The organism is Streptomyces sp. NPDC006512 (assembly GCF_040611935.1).
Classification (GTDB): Bacteria; Actinomycetota; Actinomycetes; order Streptomycetales; family Streptomycetaceae; genus Streptomyces.
Map to the genome: position 1 here is coordinate 241,055 of NZ_JBEXPG010000001.1, position 18,310 is coordinate 259,364.

13 protein-coding genes are annotated in these 18,310 nt (G+C 73.6%); 8 read left to right on the forward strand and 5 right to left on the reverse strand.

Annotation, left to right across the window (positions count from 1 at the left end; translation table 11 throughout):
* Window positions 1–18: 18 nt before the first annotated feature.
* The 4 genes from ABZZ17_RS01110 to ABZZ17_RS01125 all read left to right on the forward strand — a co-directional run bounded on the left by ABZZ17_RS01110 (window position 19) and on the right by ABZZ17_RS01125 (window position 4,874).
* The gene (locus ABZZ17_RS01110; RefSeq protein ID WP_356870621.1) at window positions 19–426 is read left to right on the forward strand and encodes an ACT domain-containing protein; all 408 of its coding nucleotides are present in this window, start codon (window positions 19–21) and stop codon (window positions 424–426) included.
* A gap of 101 nt (window positions 427–527) precedes the next feature.
* Complete coding sequence (locus tag ABZZ17_RS01115) at window positions 528–3,359, forward strand: AAA family ATPase (protein WP_356870623.1); 2,832 nt, start codon at window positions 528–530, stop codon at window positions 3,357–3,359.
* A 34-nt stretch (window positions 3,360–3,393) separates the two neighbouring features.
* The gene (locus ABZZ17_RS01120) at window positions 3,394–4,212 is read left to right on the forward strand and encodes a maleylpyruvate isomerase family mycothiol-dependent enzyme (protein WP_356870625.1); all 819 of its coding nucleotides are present in this window, start codon (window positions 3,394–3,396) and stop codon (window positions 4,210–4,212) included.
* A gap of 161 nt (window positions 4,213–4,373) precedes the next feature.
* The gene (locus ABZZ17_RS01125) at window positions 4,374–4,874 is read left to right on the forward strand and encodes a hypothetical protein (protein ID WP_281209983.1); all 501 of its coding nucleotides are present in this window, start codon (window positions 4,374–4,376) and stop codon (window positions 4,872–4,874) included.
* 22 nt (window positions 4,875–4,896) lie between these two features.
* On the opposite strand, the gene kstD is transcribed toward ABZZ17_RS01125, so the two are convergent.
* Together kstD and ABZZ17_RS01135 are read right to left on the reverse strand one after the other, a co-directional pair.
* Window positions 4,897–6,675: a 3-oxosteroid 1-dehydrogenase gene (gene kstD / locus ABZZ17_RS01130; RefSeq protein WP_356870627.1), complete on the reverse strand. Its 1,779-nt coding sequence runs from the start codon at window positions 6,673–6,675 to the stop codon at window positions 4,897–4,899.
* A gap of 205 nt (window positions 6,676–6,880) precedes the next feature.
* The gene (locus ABZZ17_RS01135; protein ID WP_356870629.1) at window positions 6,881–8,005 is read right to left on the reverse strand and encodes an aminoglycoside phosphotransferase family protein; all 1,125 of its coding nucleotides are present in this window, start codon (window positions 8,003–8,005) and stop codon (window positions 6,881–6,883) included.
* 229 nt (window positions 8,006–8,234) lie between these two features.
* Here ABZZ17_RS01135 and ABZZ17_RS01140 point away from each other — a divergent pair, with 229 nt between their 5' ends.
* Window positions 8,235–9,734: a hypothetical protein gene (locus ABZZ17_RS01140; protein WP_356870631.1), complete on the forward strand. Its 1,500-nt coding sequence runs from the start codon at window positions 8,235–8,237 to the stop codon at window positions 9,732–9,734.
* Between the two features lie 119 nt (window positions 9,735–9,853).
* On the opposite strand, the gene ABZZ17_RS01145 is transcribed toward ABZZ17_RS01140, so the two are convergent.
* Entirely contained in the window at window positions 9,854–11,278 is a 1,425-nt protein-coding gene (locus ABZZ17_RS01145; RefSeq protein WP_356870632.1) for a SpoIIE family protein phosphatase, read from the reverse strand.
* A gap of 458 nt (window positions 11,279–11,736) precedes the next feature.
* Between ABZZ17_RS01145 and ABZZ17_RS01150 the strand changes: the two genes are divergently transcribed.
* On the forward strand, window positions 11,737–13,965 hold the full coding sequence (locus tag ABZZ17_RS01150; protein ID WP_356870634.1) for a molybdopterin cofactor-binding domain-containing protein: 2,229 nt from the start codon (window positions 11,737–11,739) through the stop codon (window positions 13,963–13,965).
* Window positions 13,966–13,980: 15 nt separating this feature from the next.
* Window positions 13,981–14,436 (forward strand): (2Fe-2S)-binding protein, encoded by a 456-nt coding sequence (locus ABZZ17_RS01155; protein ID WP_356870636.1) that lies wholly within the window; start codon window positions 13,981–13,983, stop codon window positions 14,434–14,436.
* Between the two features lie 48 nt (window positions 14,437–14,484).
* Here the strand turns inward: ABZZ17_RS01155 and ABZZ17_RS01160 are convergent, their stop codons facing one another.
* Window positions 14,485–14,898, reverse strand: coding sequence for an SHOCT domain-containing protein (locus ABZZ17_RS01160; RefSeq protein ID WP_356870638.1), 414 nt, complete (start codon window positions 14,896–14,898; stop codon window positions 14,485–14,487).
* 151 nt (window positions 14,899–15,049) lie between these two features.
* Between ABZZ17_RS01160 and ABZZ17_RS01165 the strand changes: the two genes are divergently transcribed.
* The gene (locus tag ABZZ17_RS01165) at window positions 15,050–17,026 is read left to right on the forward strand and encodes an APC family permease (RefSeq protein WP_356870640.1); all 1,977 of its coding nucleotides are present in this window, start codon (window positions 15,050–15,052) and stop codon (window positions 17,024–17,026) included.
* On the opposite strand, the gene ABZZ17_RS01170 is transcribed toward ABZZ17_RS01165, so the two are convergent.
* Window positions 16,908–18,185, reverse strand: a complete 1,278-nt coding sequence (locus ABZZ17_RS01170; protein WP_356870642.1) for a helix-turn-helix domain-containing protein — start codon at window positions 18,183–18,185, stop codon at window positions 16,908–16,910. The two genes, ABZZ17_RS01165 and ABZZ17_RS01170, sit on opposite strands and share 119 nt — an antisense overlap.
* Between the last annotated feature and the right edge of the window lie 125 nt (window positions 18,186–18,310).

Genomic DNA, 18,310 nt, shown 5'->3' on the forward strand with positions numbered 1-18,310 from the left:
GATAGGTAGGGTGGGCGCATGAGCGGAGAGAGCGACCTGCGGAAACTGCTGAGCGGCATGCGGCCCGAGCTGAACGAGGGCCGGTACGTCTTCTGCACCCTCCCCGCGTCCGCGCGGGTCCCCGACGGCCTCACCCCCGTCGCCACCGTCCTGGAACCCGAGGGCCTCACCCTGGTCCTGCGCCAGGAGGACGCCGACGCCGCCGCGCTCGCCTACGACTACACCGCCGGCTGGATCACCCTGCGGATCCACTCCGCCCTCGACGCGGTCGGCCTCACCGGAGCCTTCGCCGCCGAACTGGCCGCCCACGGACTCAGCTGCAACGTGATCGCCGGCTACCACCACGACCACCTGTTCGTGGCCGCCGACCGGGCCGCCGAAGCCGTCTCCGTACTGGAGGAACTCGCCACCCGTTCGGCGGAATAAGGAAATCCGGAAAACATTCCGATCTTTCCCGACCGCAGGCCCTCCCCGGCGCGTGCGCGGGCGTACGCTGATGCCCCGAACAGGCCTGGGGGGTACCAGCCATGACGGAACGCCGGACCCGCACACGGCGCACGATCTTCGAACGGGAAGCGGAACTCGTCGCCGTCGACGAGGCCCTCGACCGGCTCACCGACGCCGGACCCGACGCGGGCGGAGCCCTGCTCGCCCTCTCCGGCCCGGCCGGCCTCGGCAAGACCACCCTGCTCGCCGAAGTACGCCGCCGGGCCCTGGCCCGCGACTGCACCCTGCTCGCCGCCCGCGGCGGCGAACAGGAACAGAGCCAGCCCTTCCACGTCGCCCGCCAGCTCATCCAGCCCCGCCTCGCCGGCCGCTCCGAAACCGCCCTCCGCGAAGCCCTCGGCAGCTGGTACGCCATCGTCGGCCCCGCCCTCGGCCTCTGCGCCCCCACCCAGGGCGCCGCCCCCGACCCCCAGGGCCTGCGCGACGGACTCGACTGGGTCCTCACCCACCTCACCGTCCAGCTGCCCCCCGTCGTCCTCGTCCTCGACGACGCCCACTGGGCCGACCCCGAATCCCTGGGCTGGCTCGCCGCCTTCGCCCCCCGCGCCGAACACCTCCCGCTGCTCCTCGTCGTCGCCTACCGGCCCGACGAACTGCCCGCGCACGCCGAGGCCTTCCGCACCCTGCCCGGCCGGGCCGGACAGCGCCCGCTGACCCTCGCCCCGCTCAGCGCCGCCGCCGTCTCCACACTGGTGCGCGAAGCGGTGGGCGAGCACGCCGACGACGCCTTCTGCCGGGAGGCGTGGGCCGTGACCACCGGAAACCCCTTCGAGGCCGTCGAGCTCACCGTCAAGGTCCGCGACAAGGGACTGCCCCCGGTCGAGGCCAGCGCCCCGCTGCTGCGCGACCTCGCCGCCGCCCAGCGCGGCAGCGGCCTCGTCGCCCGCCTGCACAGCCTCGGCCCCTCCACCGTCCGCTTCGCCTGGGCCTGCGCCGTCCTCGGCACCGCCATCCCCCAGCAGATCGCCGCCCGCGTCGCCGGTCTCGGCGCCGAGGAAGCCGCCGACGCCACCGCCCGGCTCCGCGACGCCCGCATCCTCTCCGCGGCCGGCGAAGAGGACGGCACCGGACTGGAGTTCGTCCACCCGCTCATCGCCACCTCCATCTACCGGGCCATCCCCGACGCCCTGCGCGTCGCCCTGCACGGCAAGGCCGCCGCCGCGGTCGTCGACGCCGGACTCGGACCCTCCGCCGCCGCCCGCCACCTCCTCGAAACCCAGCCGGAGAACGACCCCTGGGTGGTGCGCACCCTGCGCGAGGCCGCCACCGAGAACCTCCGGGCCGGAGCCCCCGAAGCCGCCCGCCGCCAGCTCGCCCGCGCCCTCCAGGAACCCCCGGACTTCGACGAACGCGCCGCCGTGCTCTACGAACTGGGCTGCGCCTCCCTGCTCACCGAACCGGCGAACACCGTCAACCACCTGCGGGCGGCCCTCGCCGAACCCTTCGACGACGCGGCCCTGCGCCAGGGCATCGTCATCCGCCTCGCCCAGGTCCTCGCCCACAGCGACCACCTCGCCGAAGCCTCCGAGCTCCTCGCCCGGGAGATCCCGCACACCCAGGACGCCCGCGCCCGGCTCCGCCTGCAGTCCGAACAGTTCATGTGGGACGCCTTCAACGCCGCCGAACCCGACTCCCCGGCCCGCTCCCGCCGCCTCGCCAAACTCGCCGACCACCTCACCGGCCGCGACCTCACCGAGCGGTACGTCATCGGCCTGCGCGCCTGGGACGCCTGCCTGCGCGGCGAACCCGTCGCCGTGGGCCTGCACCACGCGGGACGGGTCCTGGAGGAGCACTTCAGCTGGGCCTACGCCGACCGCGGCTTCGAGGTCCCGGTCCTGGCCGCCATGGTCCACATGTACGCCGACCGGCCCGGCCGCGCCGAGGAACTCTTCGAGGCGGGCACCGCCGAGTTCGAACGCCAGGGCTGGCACGGCGCCCACCTGTCCTTCGCCCACAGCCTGCGCGGCTACGTCCGCTACCGCCGCGGCCGCCTCGTGGAGGCCGAGGAGCTGGCCCGCACCGGACTCCGACTCGCCGAACGCGTGGGCCGCCGCACGCCCGTGCACTGGTACGCCATCGCCATCCTCGTCACCACCCTGATCGCCCGCGGCCGGACCGACGAGGCCTGGGCACTCGCACGGGAACACGAGTACGGGGAACCCTTCCCGGCCGCCGTGGTCTTCCCCGACTCCCAGACCGTGTACGCCGAACTGCTGCTGGCCCGCGGCGACCGCAAGGCCGCCACCGCCGAACTGGAGGCCGTGGACCGGCGGCTCACCCCGCGCGGCATCCAGAACCCCTCCTGGTGCCCCTGGCGCCTGCACCTGGCCCGCGCCGTCGAACCCGACGACCCCGCCAGGGCCAGGGCGCTCGCCGCCGGAGCCGTCCGCCGGGCCCGGGCCTTCGGCGCCCCCTCCGGCATCGGACAGGCCCTGCGGGTCTCGGCGGAGGTCGCCGCGCCGCAGGACCGGCGCCCCCTGCTGGAAGAGGCCGTCACCCTGCTCGCCGCCTCCCCGGCCGGCTACGAACTGGCCCTCGCGCTCGCCGCCCTCGGCACCGAGACCCAGGACCGCGCCGTCCTCACCCGCGCGCTGCTCACCAGCCGCGAATGCGGGGCGGACGCCCTGACCGCCACCGTCACGGACCGGCTGCTCACCCTCGGCGGGGACCTGCCCTGCGGCTCCTCCTGGGAGGACGAGCCGACCCCGGAGGAACTCGGCACCGCCAGGGCCGTGATCGGAGGATCCCCGTACCGGGCCGGACCCGAACTGTCCGCCGTCTGCCGGAAACTGGGCACGGACCCCTCCGGACTCGCCGACGCGCTCGCGGCGTTCGCCCGTGGCGCAAGGTGAATCACCCCGGTACGTGACGGGAAGGGTGATCCCCATGGATCACCTGACCCGGCTCACCCTCTTCCGGAGCGAGGCCGCCGCCTTCGACGAGGCCGTCCGCCGCGCCGCCGGAGGCGGACGGGAGGCCCCGCTGGTCCCGTCCTGCCCCGGCTGGTCCCTCTCCGACCTCGTCGGCCACCTCGGCGGGGTCCAGCGCTACCTCGCGCACGTCCTGCGCGGCAAGCTCACCGCGGCCCCCGACCCCAGCGACCTCTCCCTCTACGCGATCCCCGCCGACCCGGCCGTGCGCGCGGCCTGGCCGATGCCCGACCGGACCCCGAACCGGGGCCCCGTCCCCGACGCCCTCCTCGACTGGTCGGCGGCCGCCGCCGCGGACCTGGCAGGGGCCCTGAGCGAGCTGGGACCGGACGTACCCGTATGGACCTGGTCCCCCGACCGCACCAGCGGATTCTGGGCCCGCATGCAGACCATCGAACAGGCCGTCCACCGCTGGGACGCCGAAACCGTCACCGGCGACCCCGCCCCCCTCGACCCCGCCCTCGCCGCGGACGCCGTGGCCCAGACCTTCGAGGTGATGGCCCCGGCCCGCCGCGGCTGGAAACCGGCCCCGGCCGGCGCCGGCGAGCGCTACCGCTTCCGCCGCACCGACGGCCCCGGATCCTGGACGGTGGAGTTCACCGGCGACGAGGTCCGCACCGAAGCGGACGGCACCGGCCCGGTGGCCGTCGAGGCCGAGGGCACCGCCTCGGACCTGGCGCTCTTCCTCTGGCAGCGGCTGCCCGCCGCCCGGCTGGAGGTCACCGGCGACGCCCCGCTGCTCGACCACTGGTTCACCCTGGTGCCGCCCGTCTAGTGCCGTGACCGGAAAGGTCCACCGGGTCACGACGCCCGAGTCGCCGGGTAAGGAGCCGATTCCCGCGAGGCCCCGTACTCCGCAGGTCCGCGATCTTCGGGCCGGCCGGGCCCCCGGGGCCCCCGCGCCGGAAAACGCGTGCGGCCACGTACCATGGCGGCATGTCCTTCCTCCGCCGCCACCGCGCCGCCACACCCGCCGGCCCGGACTTCGACGTCCTGGCCATGGACCCGGGGGACTGGCCGGGCAACCTCGGGGCCGGGCTCCTGCCCGCCCCCGACGGCAGCTGCCAGGGCGTCTTCCTCCGCTACGACCTGTTCGGCGGCCGCGGCCCCGCGATGATCATCGGCAACCTCCCCGAGGGGTCCCCGGCCCGGGACCTCGCCGAGGGCGAGGTCCCCTTCGAGGTGGCCCAGCTCCTCGACGCCCTCGAGAACGAGGAAGAGGTCGAGGTCACCGGCTCGGAGGACTGCCCCGTCATGCAGGGCGACAACCTCCTCATCGTCCGCAAGGTCAAGCTCTCCGAGAGCCGGATCTCCTGCGTGCAGTTCGACCGCAGCGACAACGTCCTCGTGACGATCGCCAGCTGGGACCGGCCGATCACCGACGACCTCTACGCGCTGCTCAAGCCGCTCCCCGCCGAGCTGTTCCAGCAGGGCTGAGCCCACGGGGGCACGGCCCGCGTCACGCGTCCGCGATGTCGTTCGCCGCCACGTAGCCGAACGTCATCGCGGGCCCGATCGTCGATCCCGCCCCCGCGTAGCTGTGGCCCATCACCGCCGCGCTCGCGTTGCCCGCCGCCCACAGGCCCCGGATCACCGAGCCGTCCGGCCGCAGCGCCCGCGCCCGCGCGTCCGTGACGATGCCGCCCTTCGTACCCAGGTCACCGGGCACGATCTTGAACGCGTAGAACGGCGGCACCCACACCGGCGCCAGACACGAGTTCGGGTGCACGCCCGGGTCCGTGTAGTAGTGGTCGTACGCGCTGTCGCCCCGGTGGTGGTCCGGGTCCGTGCCGTTCCACGCCTGGGCGTTGAACCGGCCCAGCGTCGCCCGCAGCGCGGCCGCCGGAACCCCGATCTGGCCCGCCAGCGCGTCCCACGTCCAGGCCTTCTTCGCCGCTCCCGCCTCGTACCAGGAGTCCGGGAACGGCAGGGTCGGCAGGATGTCCTTGAACAGGTACCGGTTGCGGTAGTTCTGGTCCACGATCAGCCACGCCGGGATGTGCGAACCCGCCGCGCCCCGGTCCTTGTCGTACATGACGTGCACCACGTCGCCGTACGGCGCCGCCTCGTTCACGAACCGGGTGCCCGCCCGGTTGACGATCAAGCCGCCGGGGAGCGTCCGCTCCGCCAGACAGAAGTACGGTTCCCCGGGCAGCGGGATCGACGGCCCCCACCAGGCGTCCTCCATCAACGCCAGCTCCGCCCCGGCCCGTTGGCCGGCCCGGATGCCGTCGCCGGTGTTCTCCTTCGCGCCGACCGACCACTGGGTGCCGATCGGCTGCTGCTGGTACTGCGCCCGCATCTGCGCGTTGTGCTCGAAGCCGCCGGAGCCGACGACCACCCCCTTGCGGGCCCGCACGACGCCCCGTACGCCCTGCTGTTCCACCACCACCCCCGTCACCGCGCCGCCCTCCTGGACCAGGTCCACCAGCGGGGTGTTCAGCCACACCGGCACCCCCGCCCGCTGGAGCCCGGCGCGCAGGCCGGCGGCCAGGGCCTGGCCCATCGTCAGCGGCTTCTCCCCGCGCAGGGCCGCCTTCGCGCCCCGGGCCAGGCACTCGGTGGACACCGCGAGCCCCTTCGCACTGACCGCCGCCAGGTTCAGCCACTTGTAGTCCTGGCTGAACACCACCATCCCGGCCGGCACCGGCATGTACGCCGGGTTCAGGTGCGCCAGCTCGGCGCCCAGGACGTTCCCGTCGATCTGGTCCGGCTCGATCGAGCGGCCGTTCGGCAGCCCGCCCGGCAGGTTCGGGTAGTAGTCGCTGTACCCGTCCATGAAGCGGAACCTCAGCGGACTGTTCGCCATGACGAAGTCCAGCATCCGGGGCCCGTTGGCGAGGAACGCCCGCTGCCGGTCGGCCGGCACCTCGGGCCCCACCACCGCCGCGAGGTACGTCGCCGCCTTCTGCGGGGTGTCCGGGACTCCGGCACCCAGGATCACCGAGTTGTTCGGCAGCCAGATCCCGGCGCCGGAGCGCGCGGCGGAACCGCCGAAGGTCGGGGCCTTCTCGACCACCACCACGCTCAAGCCACGCTGGGCGGCCGTCAGGGCGGCCGTCATCCCGGCCGCCCCCGACCCGACCACGACGACGTCGTACTCGCCGAGCGGGGTCCCGTCGGCCCGCGCGGCGGCCCCCGGAAGCACCGTGGCGGCGAGCACCCCGGCCCCCGTCCCGGCGAGGACGGTCCGGCGGGAGGGGAGGGCGGAGCGGGAAACTTCCGGGCTGTCGGTCATGGGCGGGCTCCAGCGGCGGGGAGGAAGGGGGCGGCTCCAGCATTTCTGATGCTGAGTCAGAAAAGGTGTTCGGGGGATCATGTGATGTCAAGTCACGCGCCCGCCCCGCCCGCCGCCGGCCCGGGCCCGAACGCACGGAATCCCGTGTCCCGCACACCGGGTGTGCGGGACACGGGATCGCCGTTCGGGGCTCCGGGCGCCGGAGTCAGCGCGTGCCGACGGCCGCGCGGACGGCTCTGCGGGCCATCCCGGCGTCGTCGTGGAGGCGGCGGAGCAGCAGCCGCTGCTCCTCGCCCGAGGACAGGGCACCCGCGGGCAACGGCTGGCTCGGGGCGGTCGCCAGCATCGACCGCTGCACGGCCGTCTCCGACATCCGGATCTCCCGGGTCAGTACCAGCATCAGGTTCACCAGGAAGGCGTCCCGGGACGCGGGGCCGGCCGACTGGGCCAGCCGGCTGATCTGGCTGCGCGCCGCGGGGGCGTCACCCAGCACCGTCCACAGCGTCGCCAGGTCGTAGCCCGGCAGGTACCAGCCCGCGTGCTCCCAGTCGAGGAGCACCGGTCCGGCCGGCGACAGCAGCAGGTTCGACAGCAGGGCGTCACCGTGGTTGAACTGCCACGGGATGCTCGCCGGCCGCAGCCCGTGGAGCAGCTTCTGCAGGTCGCCGAAGTCCCGGTCGGTCAGCAGCCCCAGCTGGTGGTCCCGCGCGATCCGCCGCGCGTAGTCCACCGGGTGCCCGAACAGCTCGGCCGGCGGACGCCACTGGTTCACCCGGCACACCGCGCCCAGCGCCGCCCGCAGGTCGGGCCGCGGCGGGGCCTCCACCGGATGCCGCTGGAGCGCCGCGACCCGGCCCGCCATCCGCTCGACGACCAGTACGCAGTTCTCCGGGTCGGCGGCGATCAGCCGAGGTACCCGGACCGGCGGGCGGTGCCGGACGAACGCCCGGTACGTCGCTATTTCGTGCCGGTACCGCTCGCGCCACTCGGGCGAATGGTCCAGTAAAACCTTCGCGACGGCGGTCATCCGTCCGGTCGTCCCCACCAGGAGGACCGACCGGCCGCTGCGCCGCAGCACCTGGACCGGCGCGAACTCCGGACAGATCCGCTGCACCGACGCGAGCGCGGTGCGCAGCTGCGCCCCCTGCGGCCCCGACAGGTCGATCCTTCCGCTGAGCGGCTGTGACCCGGCCCCCGGCAGGCGCCGGGCCCGCACGGCGCCCTGCGCCGGGGCCGGCGGCCGGCCGGGGTCGAGGTAGGGGCCGCCGCCCGCCTGGAGCGTGCGGTGCGGCCGGACCGGGGCGGACACGGAGGACGTTGCTGCGTACATGGCGTTTACGGTTCCCTTCGTGCGCCGACGAGTTGCGTACGCCACCCCGCCGATCCCGGCTTCACCCTGGGGAGTTCCGCCGGTGACCGGGTCGGGGAGGCGCATTCCTACCTGACACCGGGCGGCAGGTGGCGAACCATCGGGCGTGCCCTGGCGAAGCCTGGCGAATAGTCGCTGGGCACCTGACGGGGGGTTACTGTCAACTCAGCCGAGAACCTGGGGGCTTGACGTGATCAAGGGACCAAACACCCGCCTGAACGACCTGTTCGGCCTCGCCGGCTGGTCGAAGGGCGAACTCGCGAGGATGGTCAACCGGCAGGCGGCCGCCATGGGCCACCACCAGCTGGCCACCGACACCTCGCGGGTGCGGCGCTGGATCGACATGGGGGAGACCCCCCGCGAACCGGTTCCCACCGTACTGGCAGCCCTGTTCACCGAGCGGCTCGGTCGTGTCGTGACCATCGAGGACCTCGGGTTCGTACGGCAGCGGCGCACCTCGAAACGGCAGCCGGACGGGGCGAAGGAGAACCCCGACGGAGTGCCCTGGGCGCCCGAACGCACAGCCGCGGTCCTCACCGAATTCACGGGAATGGACCTCATGCTCAACCGTCGCGGCCTGATGGGCGCGGGAGCCGCGCTCACCGCCGGCTCAGCCCTCAGCAACGCCATGTACGACTGGCTGCACACCGACCCCGCCACCGCCAAGGAGGCCCGGAGTTTCGGCGGAGACGCCCACCACGCCGATCCGGCGGGCTACGACCGCTACGAGGCGGCGCCGATCGGCTCCCAGGAGATCGAGGCCCTGGAACGGTCCGTCGAGGTCTTCCGGGCCTGGGACGCCTCCAGAGGCGGCGGGCTCCAGCGCAAGGCCGTGGTGGGCCAGCTCAACGAGGTGGGCGGCATGCTGGCCTACCACCACCCCGACCACCTGCAGCGCAGGCTGTGGGGGGTGGCGGCCAACCTCGCGGTACTGGCCGGCTGGATGTCCCACGACGTGGGCCTGGAGCCCACCGCCCAGAAGTACTTCGTCATCGCCGCCCACGCGGCGCGCGAGGGGGGGGACCGCCCGCGGGCGGGCGAGGCACTGTCCCGCGCCGCCCGCCAGATGGTGCACCTGGGCAAGCCCCACGAGGCCCTGGACCTGATGAAGCTGGCCCAGTCGGGCTCCGGGGAACAGACCCTGCCGCGCACCCGGGCCATGCTCCACACCATCGAGGCCTGGGCTCAGGCGGCCATGGGCAAGGGCCAGGCCATGCGGCGCACGCTGGGCGAGGCCGAGGACCTGTTCGTCTCCGACAAGGGCGACGTCCCGCCGCCCTCGTGGATGCAGCACTTCGACGAGGCGGACCTGCACGGCATGCAGGCCCTGGCGTACCGGACGCTCGCCGACCACGACGCGACGGCCGCGCCGGTCGCCGCGCGCCACGCCAGGGAGGCGCTGCGGCTGCGCGGTGACGGCTACCAGCGCTCGCAGATCTTCGACTACATCTCCATGGCCTCGGCCTGCTTCATCGCCGACGATCCGGAACAGGCCGACCGCTACGCCCGCCTCGCCCTGGTCTCGATGAACGAGACCTCCTCGCACCGGACCTGGGACCGGCTGCGCGAGATGTACCGGCTCACCGGCCAGTACGCCGGGTACGCGCGCATCGAGGACCTGCGCGAGGAGATCGAGCTGGCCCTCCCCGACGGCCCGGCGCCGCGCGCCCCGCGCGGTACCGGGGTCTGAGGGGCCGCCGGTGTGCCGTGGCGGGGACGAGAAGGGCCGCGCCTTCCGGCGCGGCCCCCGATTCCCGTGATCCCGTTCCGCGATCCCGTGGTCTTGCGGTTCCCGTGACGCCGCCGGTACTAGCCGCCGATCCGGGCGACCAGCACGCAGGCGTCGTCCTCGCGCTCGCTCTCGCCGAACTCCTCCGTCACCATCCGCACGCAGTCCCGCGCGGACCGGGCCGCGGAGAACCGGGGCGCGAGCGCCAGCAGTCGCTCGGTGCCGTCCGCGCGGCTGAACTCGATGCTGCGCGGGGTCAGTCCGTCCGTGTGCAGGACGAGTACGTCGCCCGCCTCCAGGCGTTCCTCGGCCTGTCCGTACACCGCCCCGGAGGTGGCTCCCAGCAGGACGCCTTCCGGCGGCAGCAGCGAGCGCCCCTGTCCCCGGCGGAACAGCAGGGGAGCGGGGTGGCCGGCCTGGGCCCAGGACAGGACGCGGCGGGCGGGATCGTAGCGGCAGCACACGGCGGAGCCGAGCGCGGGCTGTACGGAGGTTTCCAGCAGCTGGTTGAGCCAGCCCATGAGGGGGCCCGGCTCGATGCCGGCCATGGCCATCCCGCGCAGGGCGCCGAGCATCATCGCCATGCCGGAGGTCGCGCTGACCCCGTGTCCGGTCAGGTCGCCGACCGTCAGCAGGGAGCGGCCGTCGGGGAGTTCGAGGGCGTCGTACCAGTCTCCGCCGATCAGGGCACTGGTCGCGGAGGGCAGGTAGTGCGCGGCCACGTCCATCGCGCCGGCGTTGTCGTGCGGGAACCGCAGGGAGCCGCGCCACGGGGGGAGCACGGCTTCCTGCAGCTCGACCGCCAGCCGGTGCTCGGTCTGCGCGATCTCCCGCTGGCGCTGGAGCGAGTCACGCGACTCGCGTACCGCCCGCTGGCTCCTGCGCAGTTCACTCACGTCCCGCAGCACGGCCCACATGGAGGCCGTGCAGCCGTCGGAGTCGAGGACCGGCTCGCCCCTCATGTGCAGCGTCCGTACCCGGCCGTCGGCCCGGACGATGCGGAACTCGCCGTCTATCGGCTTGCCGTCCACCAGGCAGTCGGTGACCATCGCGGTCAGCGTCGGCTGGTCCTCGGAGAACAGGGTGGAGCCCAGTTCGTCGAGGGGCAGCGCGCCCGCCTCGGGGGAGCGGCCGAAGATCTGGAAGAGCTCCTCGGACCAGGTCACCTCGTCGGTCAGCAGGTTCCACTCGGCGCTGCCGACGCGCGTCTGGCGGTCCTCGGCGGTGGGCTCGGGGGCCGCGTGGGGCAGTTCGAGGGGCTCGGGGGCGGGCGGCAGGCCCTCCTTGAGCTGGCCGAGGTGCTGGCCGAGGTCGTCGAGGTGGTGTACGGCGAGGTCGCACAGAGCGCGCTGCCAGCGGCCTTGGGCGTCGTCGTCGTCCACGACGGTGTCGCGGCGCACCGCGTCCACTTCGCCCCGCAGCCGGCGGGTCTGTGAGATCAGTGCGTCCACCGACCCGGGCTCGGGCGGCTGCGCGGGAAGGTCCGCGTACAGGTGGGACGGCATGAGAACTCCGATACAGGCGCGGCACGGCCAGGTCTGAAAGAAGGACCGGTTACGACTGTTGCACAGCGGGAGTTGGGCTGTAAGGCGTTTGGCAACATCCGTAACGGTCTTGCTCGGGGCATATGCCACCGGCGAGCCGGGGCCTCCTGCCGTGTGCGAACGAATCCGGTCCGGGGCCCCCGCGTCCGGCCGGAAACCGGCCTTCCGGGGGCGGTGGTTCGCTCGTACGGGCGAGTTGTGCGAGCGGGGGCGCGAGCGCGCCCGCTTCCCGGGACGGCCGCTGCTCCTCCGGGTTAACCCCCGAACGAAGGACCCCCCGGGGTGACGACGTGCACCACCGGACACCGGTTCCGCCTCCCGCTTCCCAGCTCACCCCGTGATCGCTACGCTACGTGCCGGTAACGAGCCGGGGGCGGTCCGCGTCGGCGGGCCCGGGCAGGGGTTGGGGACACGACGACATGACCGAACAGGGCCGCGCGGCCGGACGCAGCCGCCGCTCCTTCCTCACCCACCTCGTCGCGGCGCCGACGCTCGCCCTGGTCACCCGCGCCGGCGCCGATCTCGTCGCACCGCAGCCCGCCCACGCCGTGATCCCGAGCCTGCCGGCCATAGCCGACCTGGTGGACCTCGGGGACCTGTTCATCCTGGCCGGAGCGCCCACCTCCGCCCTGCTCGCCCTGGTCGTGGAGACGGACGGCACCGTCCGCTTCCGGCTGCCGCGCGAGGAGGTCGGCCAGGGTCTCACCACCGCCGTCGCCATGCTCGTCGCCGAGGAGCTCGACACCCCGCTGGACACCGTCCGCGTGGAGCTGGACGACGCACGCCCCGAGCTGCTCTTCAACCAGCTGACCGGCTCCTCCAACTCCGTCCGCTCCCTCTACGGGCCCGTCCGGCAGGCCGCCGCCACCGCCCGCGCCCGGCTCGTCGCGGCCGCCGCCGAGCGCTGGAGCCTGCCCGCCTCCCGCCTGGCCACCGCGAACGGCACCGTGCGCGCCCCCGACGGCCGCACCGCCGGCTACGGCAGCCTCGCCGTGGCCGCCGCCGCCCCGGGACTGACGGTCCTCGGCGCCGCCCCGAAACCGGCCGCGAAGCACACCCTGGTCGGCACTCCGACCAGCCGGATCGACGCCCGCGCGATGGTCACCGGCGCTCAGCGCTACACCCTCGACCTCGACGTTCCCGGCGCCAAGCCCTGCGTGGTGCGCCGCCCGCCCACCCTCGGCGGCAGCGTGCGGGCCGTCGCCAACCTCGCCGCGGTCCGGGCCATGCCCGGGGTCCTGGAGGTGGTGACCGTCCCGACCGGCGTCGCCGTCGTCGCCGAGACCTTCGGCCAGGCCCTCGACGCCAAGGCCGCCCTCCAGGTCACCTGGGGCCCCGGGCCCGCCGACCAGCTGTCGGACGCCCAGATCCGTACGAAGCTGCGCGCCGCCACCCCGCCGCTGCTGGTGCCGCCGCTGCTCACCCCGTACGTGGACGCCGAGTTCGACTTCGCCTTCGTCAGCCACGCCCCCATGGAGACCAACTCCGCGATCGCCGACGTCCGTGACGACCGCGCCGAGATCTGGTCCGGGCTCAAGTCCCCGATCGTCGCGCGCCAGACCATCGCGGCCGACCTCGGGCTCCCGCTGGACAAGGTGAAGGTGCACGTGGTCCAGGCGGGCGGTTCCTTCGGTCGCCGGCTGTTCTTCGACGCCGCGCTGGAGGCCGCCCGGATCTCCAAGGCCTGCCGCCGCCCGGTGAAGCTCATGTGGACCCGGGTGGACGACACCCGGCACGGCCGGATGCGGCCCGCCACCCACCACCGGATCCGGGCCACCCACCTGCTGGGCGAGGTACTGAGCTTCGAGCACCGGGTCGCCGCCGCCGAGACGGACTTCCGGCACGGACTCGGCGAGATCATCACCGCCACGGCGGCCAGCCTGCCGCTGGGCATCGGCAACGCCACCCTCGCCCAGACGCTGTTCCTCACCACGGTCAAGTCCCCGTACCACTTCGGGCTCACCACCCAGGCCCTCACCGAGGTGCCGACCGGCATCCCCACCGCGTCCTGGCGTTCCGTGTACTCGGCCAACACGCGCGGGGCCGAGGAGATCGTGGTCGACGAACTCGCCGCGGCCACCGGGAAGGATCCCTACCGCTTCCGCCGGACCTTCCTGAAGAGCGACGCCCAGCGCGCCGTCCTCGACAAGGCGGCCGCCGAGGGCGAGTGGGGCCGCGCGATGCCGGCCGGGTGCGCGCAGGGCATCGCCTTCCACGAGGAGTACAAGTCCCGTACGGCCTGCCTCGTGGAGATCGACACCCGGGATCCGGAGCGGGTCCGCGTCACCAAGGCGGTCATCGCCGTCGACGTGGGCCTGCCCGTCAACCCGCGCGGGCTGGAGGCACAGATGATCGGCGGTCTCACCGACGCGATCTCCACCACCCTGCGGGCCGGGCTGCACCTGGACAAGGGCCTCCCGCTGGAGGGCAGCTACAGCCAGTTCCACTGGGCGCAGCAGCGCGACACCCCCCGCGACGTGCGCGTCTTCGTGCTCCCGGCGACCGGCTCGGAGCCCGGCGGCGCGGGCGAGCTGGGAGTGCCGGCCGCCGTCGGCGCGATCGCCAACGCCTGGGCCCGCGCCACCGGTTCCAAGCCGCGCAGCTTCCCCCTCGACTTCGACGTCGACTTCACCCCCTACCCGCGCTAACCGCTGGAGTACGCCGTGCCCTCGCACACCTTCACCGTCAACGGGCGGAGCGTCACCGTCGACGCCCCCGACAACCTGCCCCTGCTGTGGGTGCTCCGCGACATGCTCGGCGTCAACGGGCCCAAGTACGGCTGCGGGGTGGACGTCTGCAAGGCCTGCACCAGCCACCTCGACGGGGTGGACGTACGCCCCTGCGTGGTGCCGGTCTCCGCCTGCGCGGGGAAGACGGTGACGACCATCGAGGGCCTGGCGGACGGGGACCGGCTGCACCCCGTGCAGGAGGCCTGGCTCGAACAGGACGTCGCCCAGTGCGGCTTCTGCCAGCCCGGCCAGATCATGGCCGCGGTCGCCCTGCTGAAGCGGACGAGCGAGCCGACGGACGAGGACATCGACGCCATCGCCAACATCTGCCGCTGCGGCACCTACTTCCGCATCCGCGAGGCCATCCGCAGCGCGGCGGCCAAGATGTGAGGGGCCGGCCCTCCCGGGCCGGCCCCTCACCGGTCGCGGACGGTCGCGTCAGGCCAGCAGCTTCTGCTTGGCCGCCTGGAACTCGGCCTCGCTCAGGTCGCCCTTGGCCTTGAGCTCGGACAGTCTCGCCAGCTCGTCCGCGGTGCTCTTGCCGGGGGTCCCGGCCGTCTCGCGGATGTACGAGTTGAAGGCTTCCTGTTGCTCCTGCGCGTGCTTGATCTCGCGCTTGCCCATGTTCTTCCCGCGGGCGATCACGTACACCAGTACGCCCAGGAACGGGATGAGGATCAGGAACAGCAGCCAGGCGGCCTTCAGCCAGCCGTTCATCTCGTGGTCGCGGAACACGTCGACGATGATGTGGAACAGCAGGATGAGCCACATGACCCAGAGGAAGATCCACATCACGGTCCAGAACGCGCCCAGCACCGGGTAGTCGTAGGCGAGATTGAAGGATCCGTCCACGGCCGTCCTCCTTCCGTTCGGGCGGCGGCTCGCGCCCTGGAGCGCGGCAGCCGACGTGATCACCATCGCAGCGCCCCGCCAAGATCGCCACCGGACCGGACGAACGGGCAGGTTCCCCGGTAAACCGGCCTAAATGGACGATCATGCAGGAATGAGGCGTATCAATCCGAAACGCGTGCTGGTCGGTGAGCCCCTCGACACGGCACGCCTGGGCGAGACCCTGCTGCCGAAACGGCTCGCCCTGCCGATCTTCTGCAGCGACCCGCTCTCCTCCGTGGCCTACGCCACCGAGGAGATCCTGCTGATCCTCGCCCTCGGCGGAGTCGCGCTGCTCCACCTCACCTGGTACGCGGCCGCCGCCATCGTCTTCCTGCTCGTGGTCGTCATCGCCTCGTACCGGCAGACCTGCCACGCCTACCCCGGCGGCGGTGGCGCGTACGTCGTCAGCTCCGAGAACCTCGGACCGACCGCGGCCCTGACCGCCGCCAGCGCCCTGCTCGTCGACTACGTGATGACCGTGGCCGTCTCCGTCGTCTCCGGCGTCGCCGCCATCACCTCCGCGGTCCCCTCGCTCAGCCACCACGAAGTCGCCCTGTCCGTCGCCTTCGTGGTCCTGCTGACCCTGATGAACCTGCGCGGCGTACGGGAGTCGGGGCGCGTCTTCGCCGTTCCCACCTACGGCTTCGTCCTCGTCATCTACGTGATGTTCGCCTTCGCCGCGGTCCGGATGGCGACCGGGGACACCATCAGGGCCGAGTCGGCCGACCTGCCCATCACCGCCACCGGCACCTACACCGGCCTCGCCCTCGTGTTCCTCGCGATGCGCGCCTTCGCCTCCGGCTGCACCGCCCTCACCGGCGTCGAGGCGATCAGCAACGGCGTGCCCGCCTTCCAGAAGCCCAAGGCCAAGAACGCGGCCACCACGCTCGCCGCGATGGGCGTGCTGTCCGTGACGATGTTCGTGGGCATCACCGTCCTCGCGATGTCCTACCAGGTGCACGTCGCCGCCGACCCCACCGAACTGGGCCTGCCCCCGGGCACCCCGATGTCCACCGCCCTCGCCCAGATCGGCCGGGCCACCTTCGGCAGCTGGCACTTCCTCTTCTACCTGCTCCAGGCCGTCACCGCGGGCGTGCTGATCCTCGCCGCGAACACCGCCTTCAACGGATTCCCGATGCTCGCCTCGATCCTCGCCAGGGACCGCTACGCGCCCCGCCAGCTCTTCAACCGCGGCGACCGGCTCGTCTACTCCAACGGAGTCGTCCTGCTCGCCCTCGCCGCGATCGCCCTCATCGTGGCCTTCGACGCCGAACTGACCCGCCTCATCCAGCTGTACATCATCGGCGTCTTCGTCTCCTTCACCCTCTCCCAGTCCGGCATGGTCCGGCACTGGCGCCGCGAACTCGCCTCGCCGGCCACCCCGAAGACGGAACGCATCCACATCCACCGCAGGCTCGCCATCAACGCCGTCGGTGCCGCGATGACCGCCGTGGTCCTGGTCATCGTGCTGCTCACGAAGTTCACCCACGGCGCCTGGCTCGTCGTCATCGCCATGCCCGCGCTGTTCATCGGCATGAAGGGGGTCCGCCGCCACTACGACCACGTCGCCCGGCAGGTCGCCGTCGCCCCCGGCGTGAAACCGCACAGGCCGGCCCGCCACCACGTGGTGGTCCTCGTCGCCTCCCTCCAGGCCCCCACCCTCAAGGCCCTCGGCTACGCGCAGGGCCTGCGGCCCGACACCCTGACCGCGCTCTCCGTCGCCGCCGACGAGGAGGAGGCCGAACGGCTGCGCCTGGCCTGGGCCGAGCACGACCCGGGCATGCCGCTGAAGGTGCTGCACTCCCCGTACCGCGAGGTCGTCGGACCGGTGCTGGCCTACCTGGAGGCGGAGGCGGCGGCCGAGGGGACGGACATGCTGTCGGTGGTCATCCCGGAGTACGTGGTCGGGCACTGGTGGGAACAGCCCCTGCACAACCAGAACGCGCTGCGGCTCAAGGCGCGGCTGCTGTTCACCCCGGGGGTCGCGGTGATCGACGTGCCGTACCTGCTGGAGTCGGCGCGCCGGTCCGGGCCGGAGGAACCGCGGGACCCCCGGGCCCCTCGGGAGCCGGCGGGGCCGCGCCCGTAGCGCGCTGGGTCACCGCGGCGTGGGCCAGCGCAAGCTCCACCACGTGCGCCGGGTCGGACAGGGTACGGCCGGTGAGCTGCTCCAGGCGCCGCAGCCGGTTGGAGACCGTGTTGCGGTGGCAGTACAGCCGCTGCGCCGCGTACGTCGTCGAGCCCCGGCAGGTCAGCCAGGTGCCCAGGGTCGTCAGCAGGACCCGGCAGTCCTCCGGGGGCAGGGCCAGTACCGGCCCCAGCACCACCCGGCGCAGCCGGGCCGCGAGCTCCGCGTCGGCGGCGACCAGCGCCCCCGGGAGCCGCTCGTCGAGCAGGGCGGTGCCCGGACCGGCCGGCCGCGCGGAGGTCCGCAGGGCGAGCCCGGCCAGCCGGCGGGCCCCGGCCAGCTCCCGGGGGTCCGTCACGACCGGGCTCACCCCGGCCCGCACCCCGAGCGGGTCGAGCAGCTCGCGCAGGGACTCCAGCGGGTGGTGGCCCAGCTCGGCCAGGCCGGTCTCCCCGTCGGCGCGGACCCGCCACAGGACGCGGGGGGCGGCGCCACCGCCGGCCCCGCCGGGTCTGGGCCCGGCCGGCCCGCCGGGGTCGCCGCTGTCCAGCGCGATCACGGCGAAGCGGCCCCGCTCGGGCAGCCCGAGCTGGGCGGCGGCCTCCGCCGCGGGCAGCCCGGTACCGTCCAGCAGCGCGTCCAGCAGGGCCGCCCGGCGCTCCCGTTCGCGCTCGCGCCGCTCCGCTTCGGCCCGGTGGTAGCCCTCCGACGCGGCGTCCGACATCCGGTCCAGTACGTCCCACAGCGCGGGCGCCGTCGGCAGCAGCCGGGGCAGCGCCGCCCGGTCGTGGGCGGCCACCGCCTCGGTGAGGCTCTGCCACAGCATCCGCCCGCCGCCGCGGTAGACGCGGTGCAACGAGGCGAGCGGCAGCCCCTGTTCGGCGCGCAGGGCGCCGGTGGCCCGGGCGTCGGAGAGGTCCGGCGGCAGCCCCCGCGCGCCGCGGACCAGACCCTCGACGGCCTGGCGGAGGGTGTGGTGGATCCGCTCGCGCAGCTCCCCGCGCCCGAGCAGGGCGGCGTAGGCGGGGTCCTCGGTCAGGGTCCGGTCGGCGAGCCGGTCCGCCGCCACGGCGATCCGGCGGTCCAGGTCCTCGCGTATCTCCTCGATGATCCGCTCCATGACCCGCAGCGTGACACGGGGGAGGGGGCGGTGGGGAGGGGCCGGAGCCCGCAGGTCCGCTAGCGTGTCCTGAGCACTGCACATGCAGTGCTCACGTACGCCCTCCGACCGTACCCTCCGCCCAC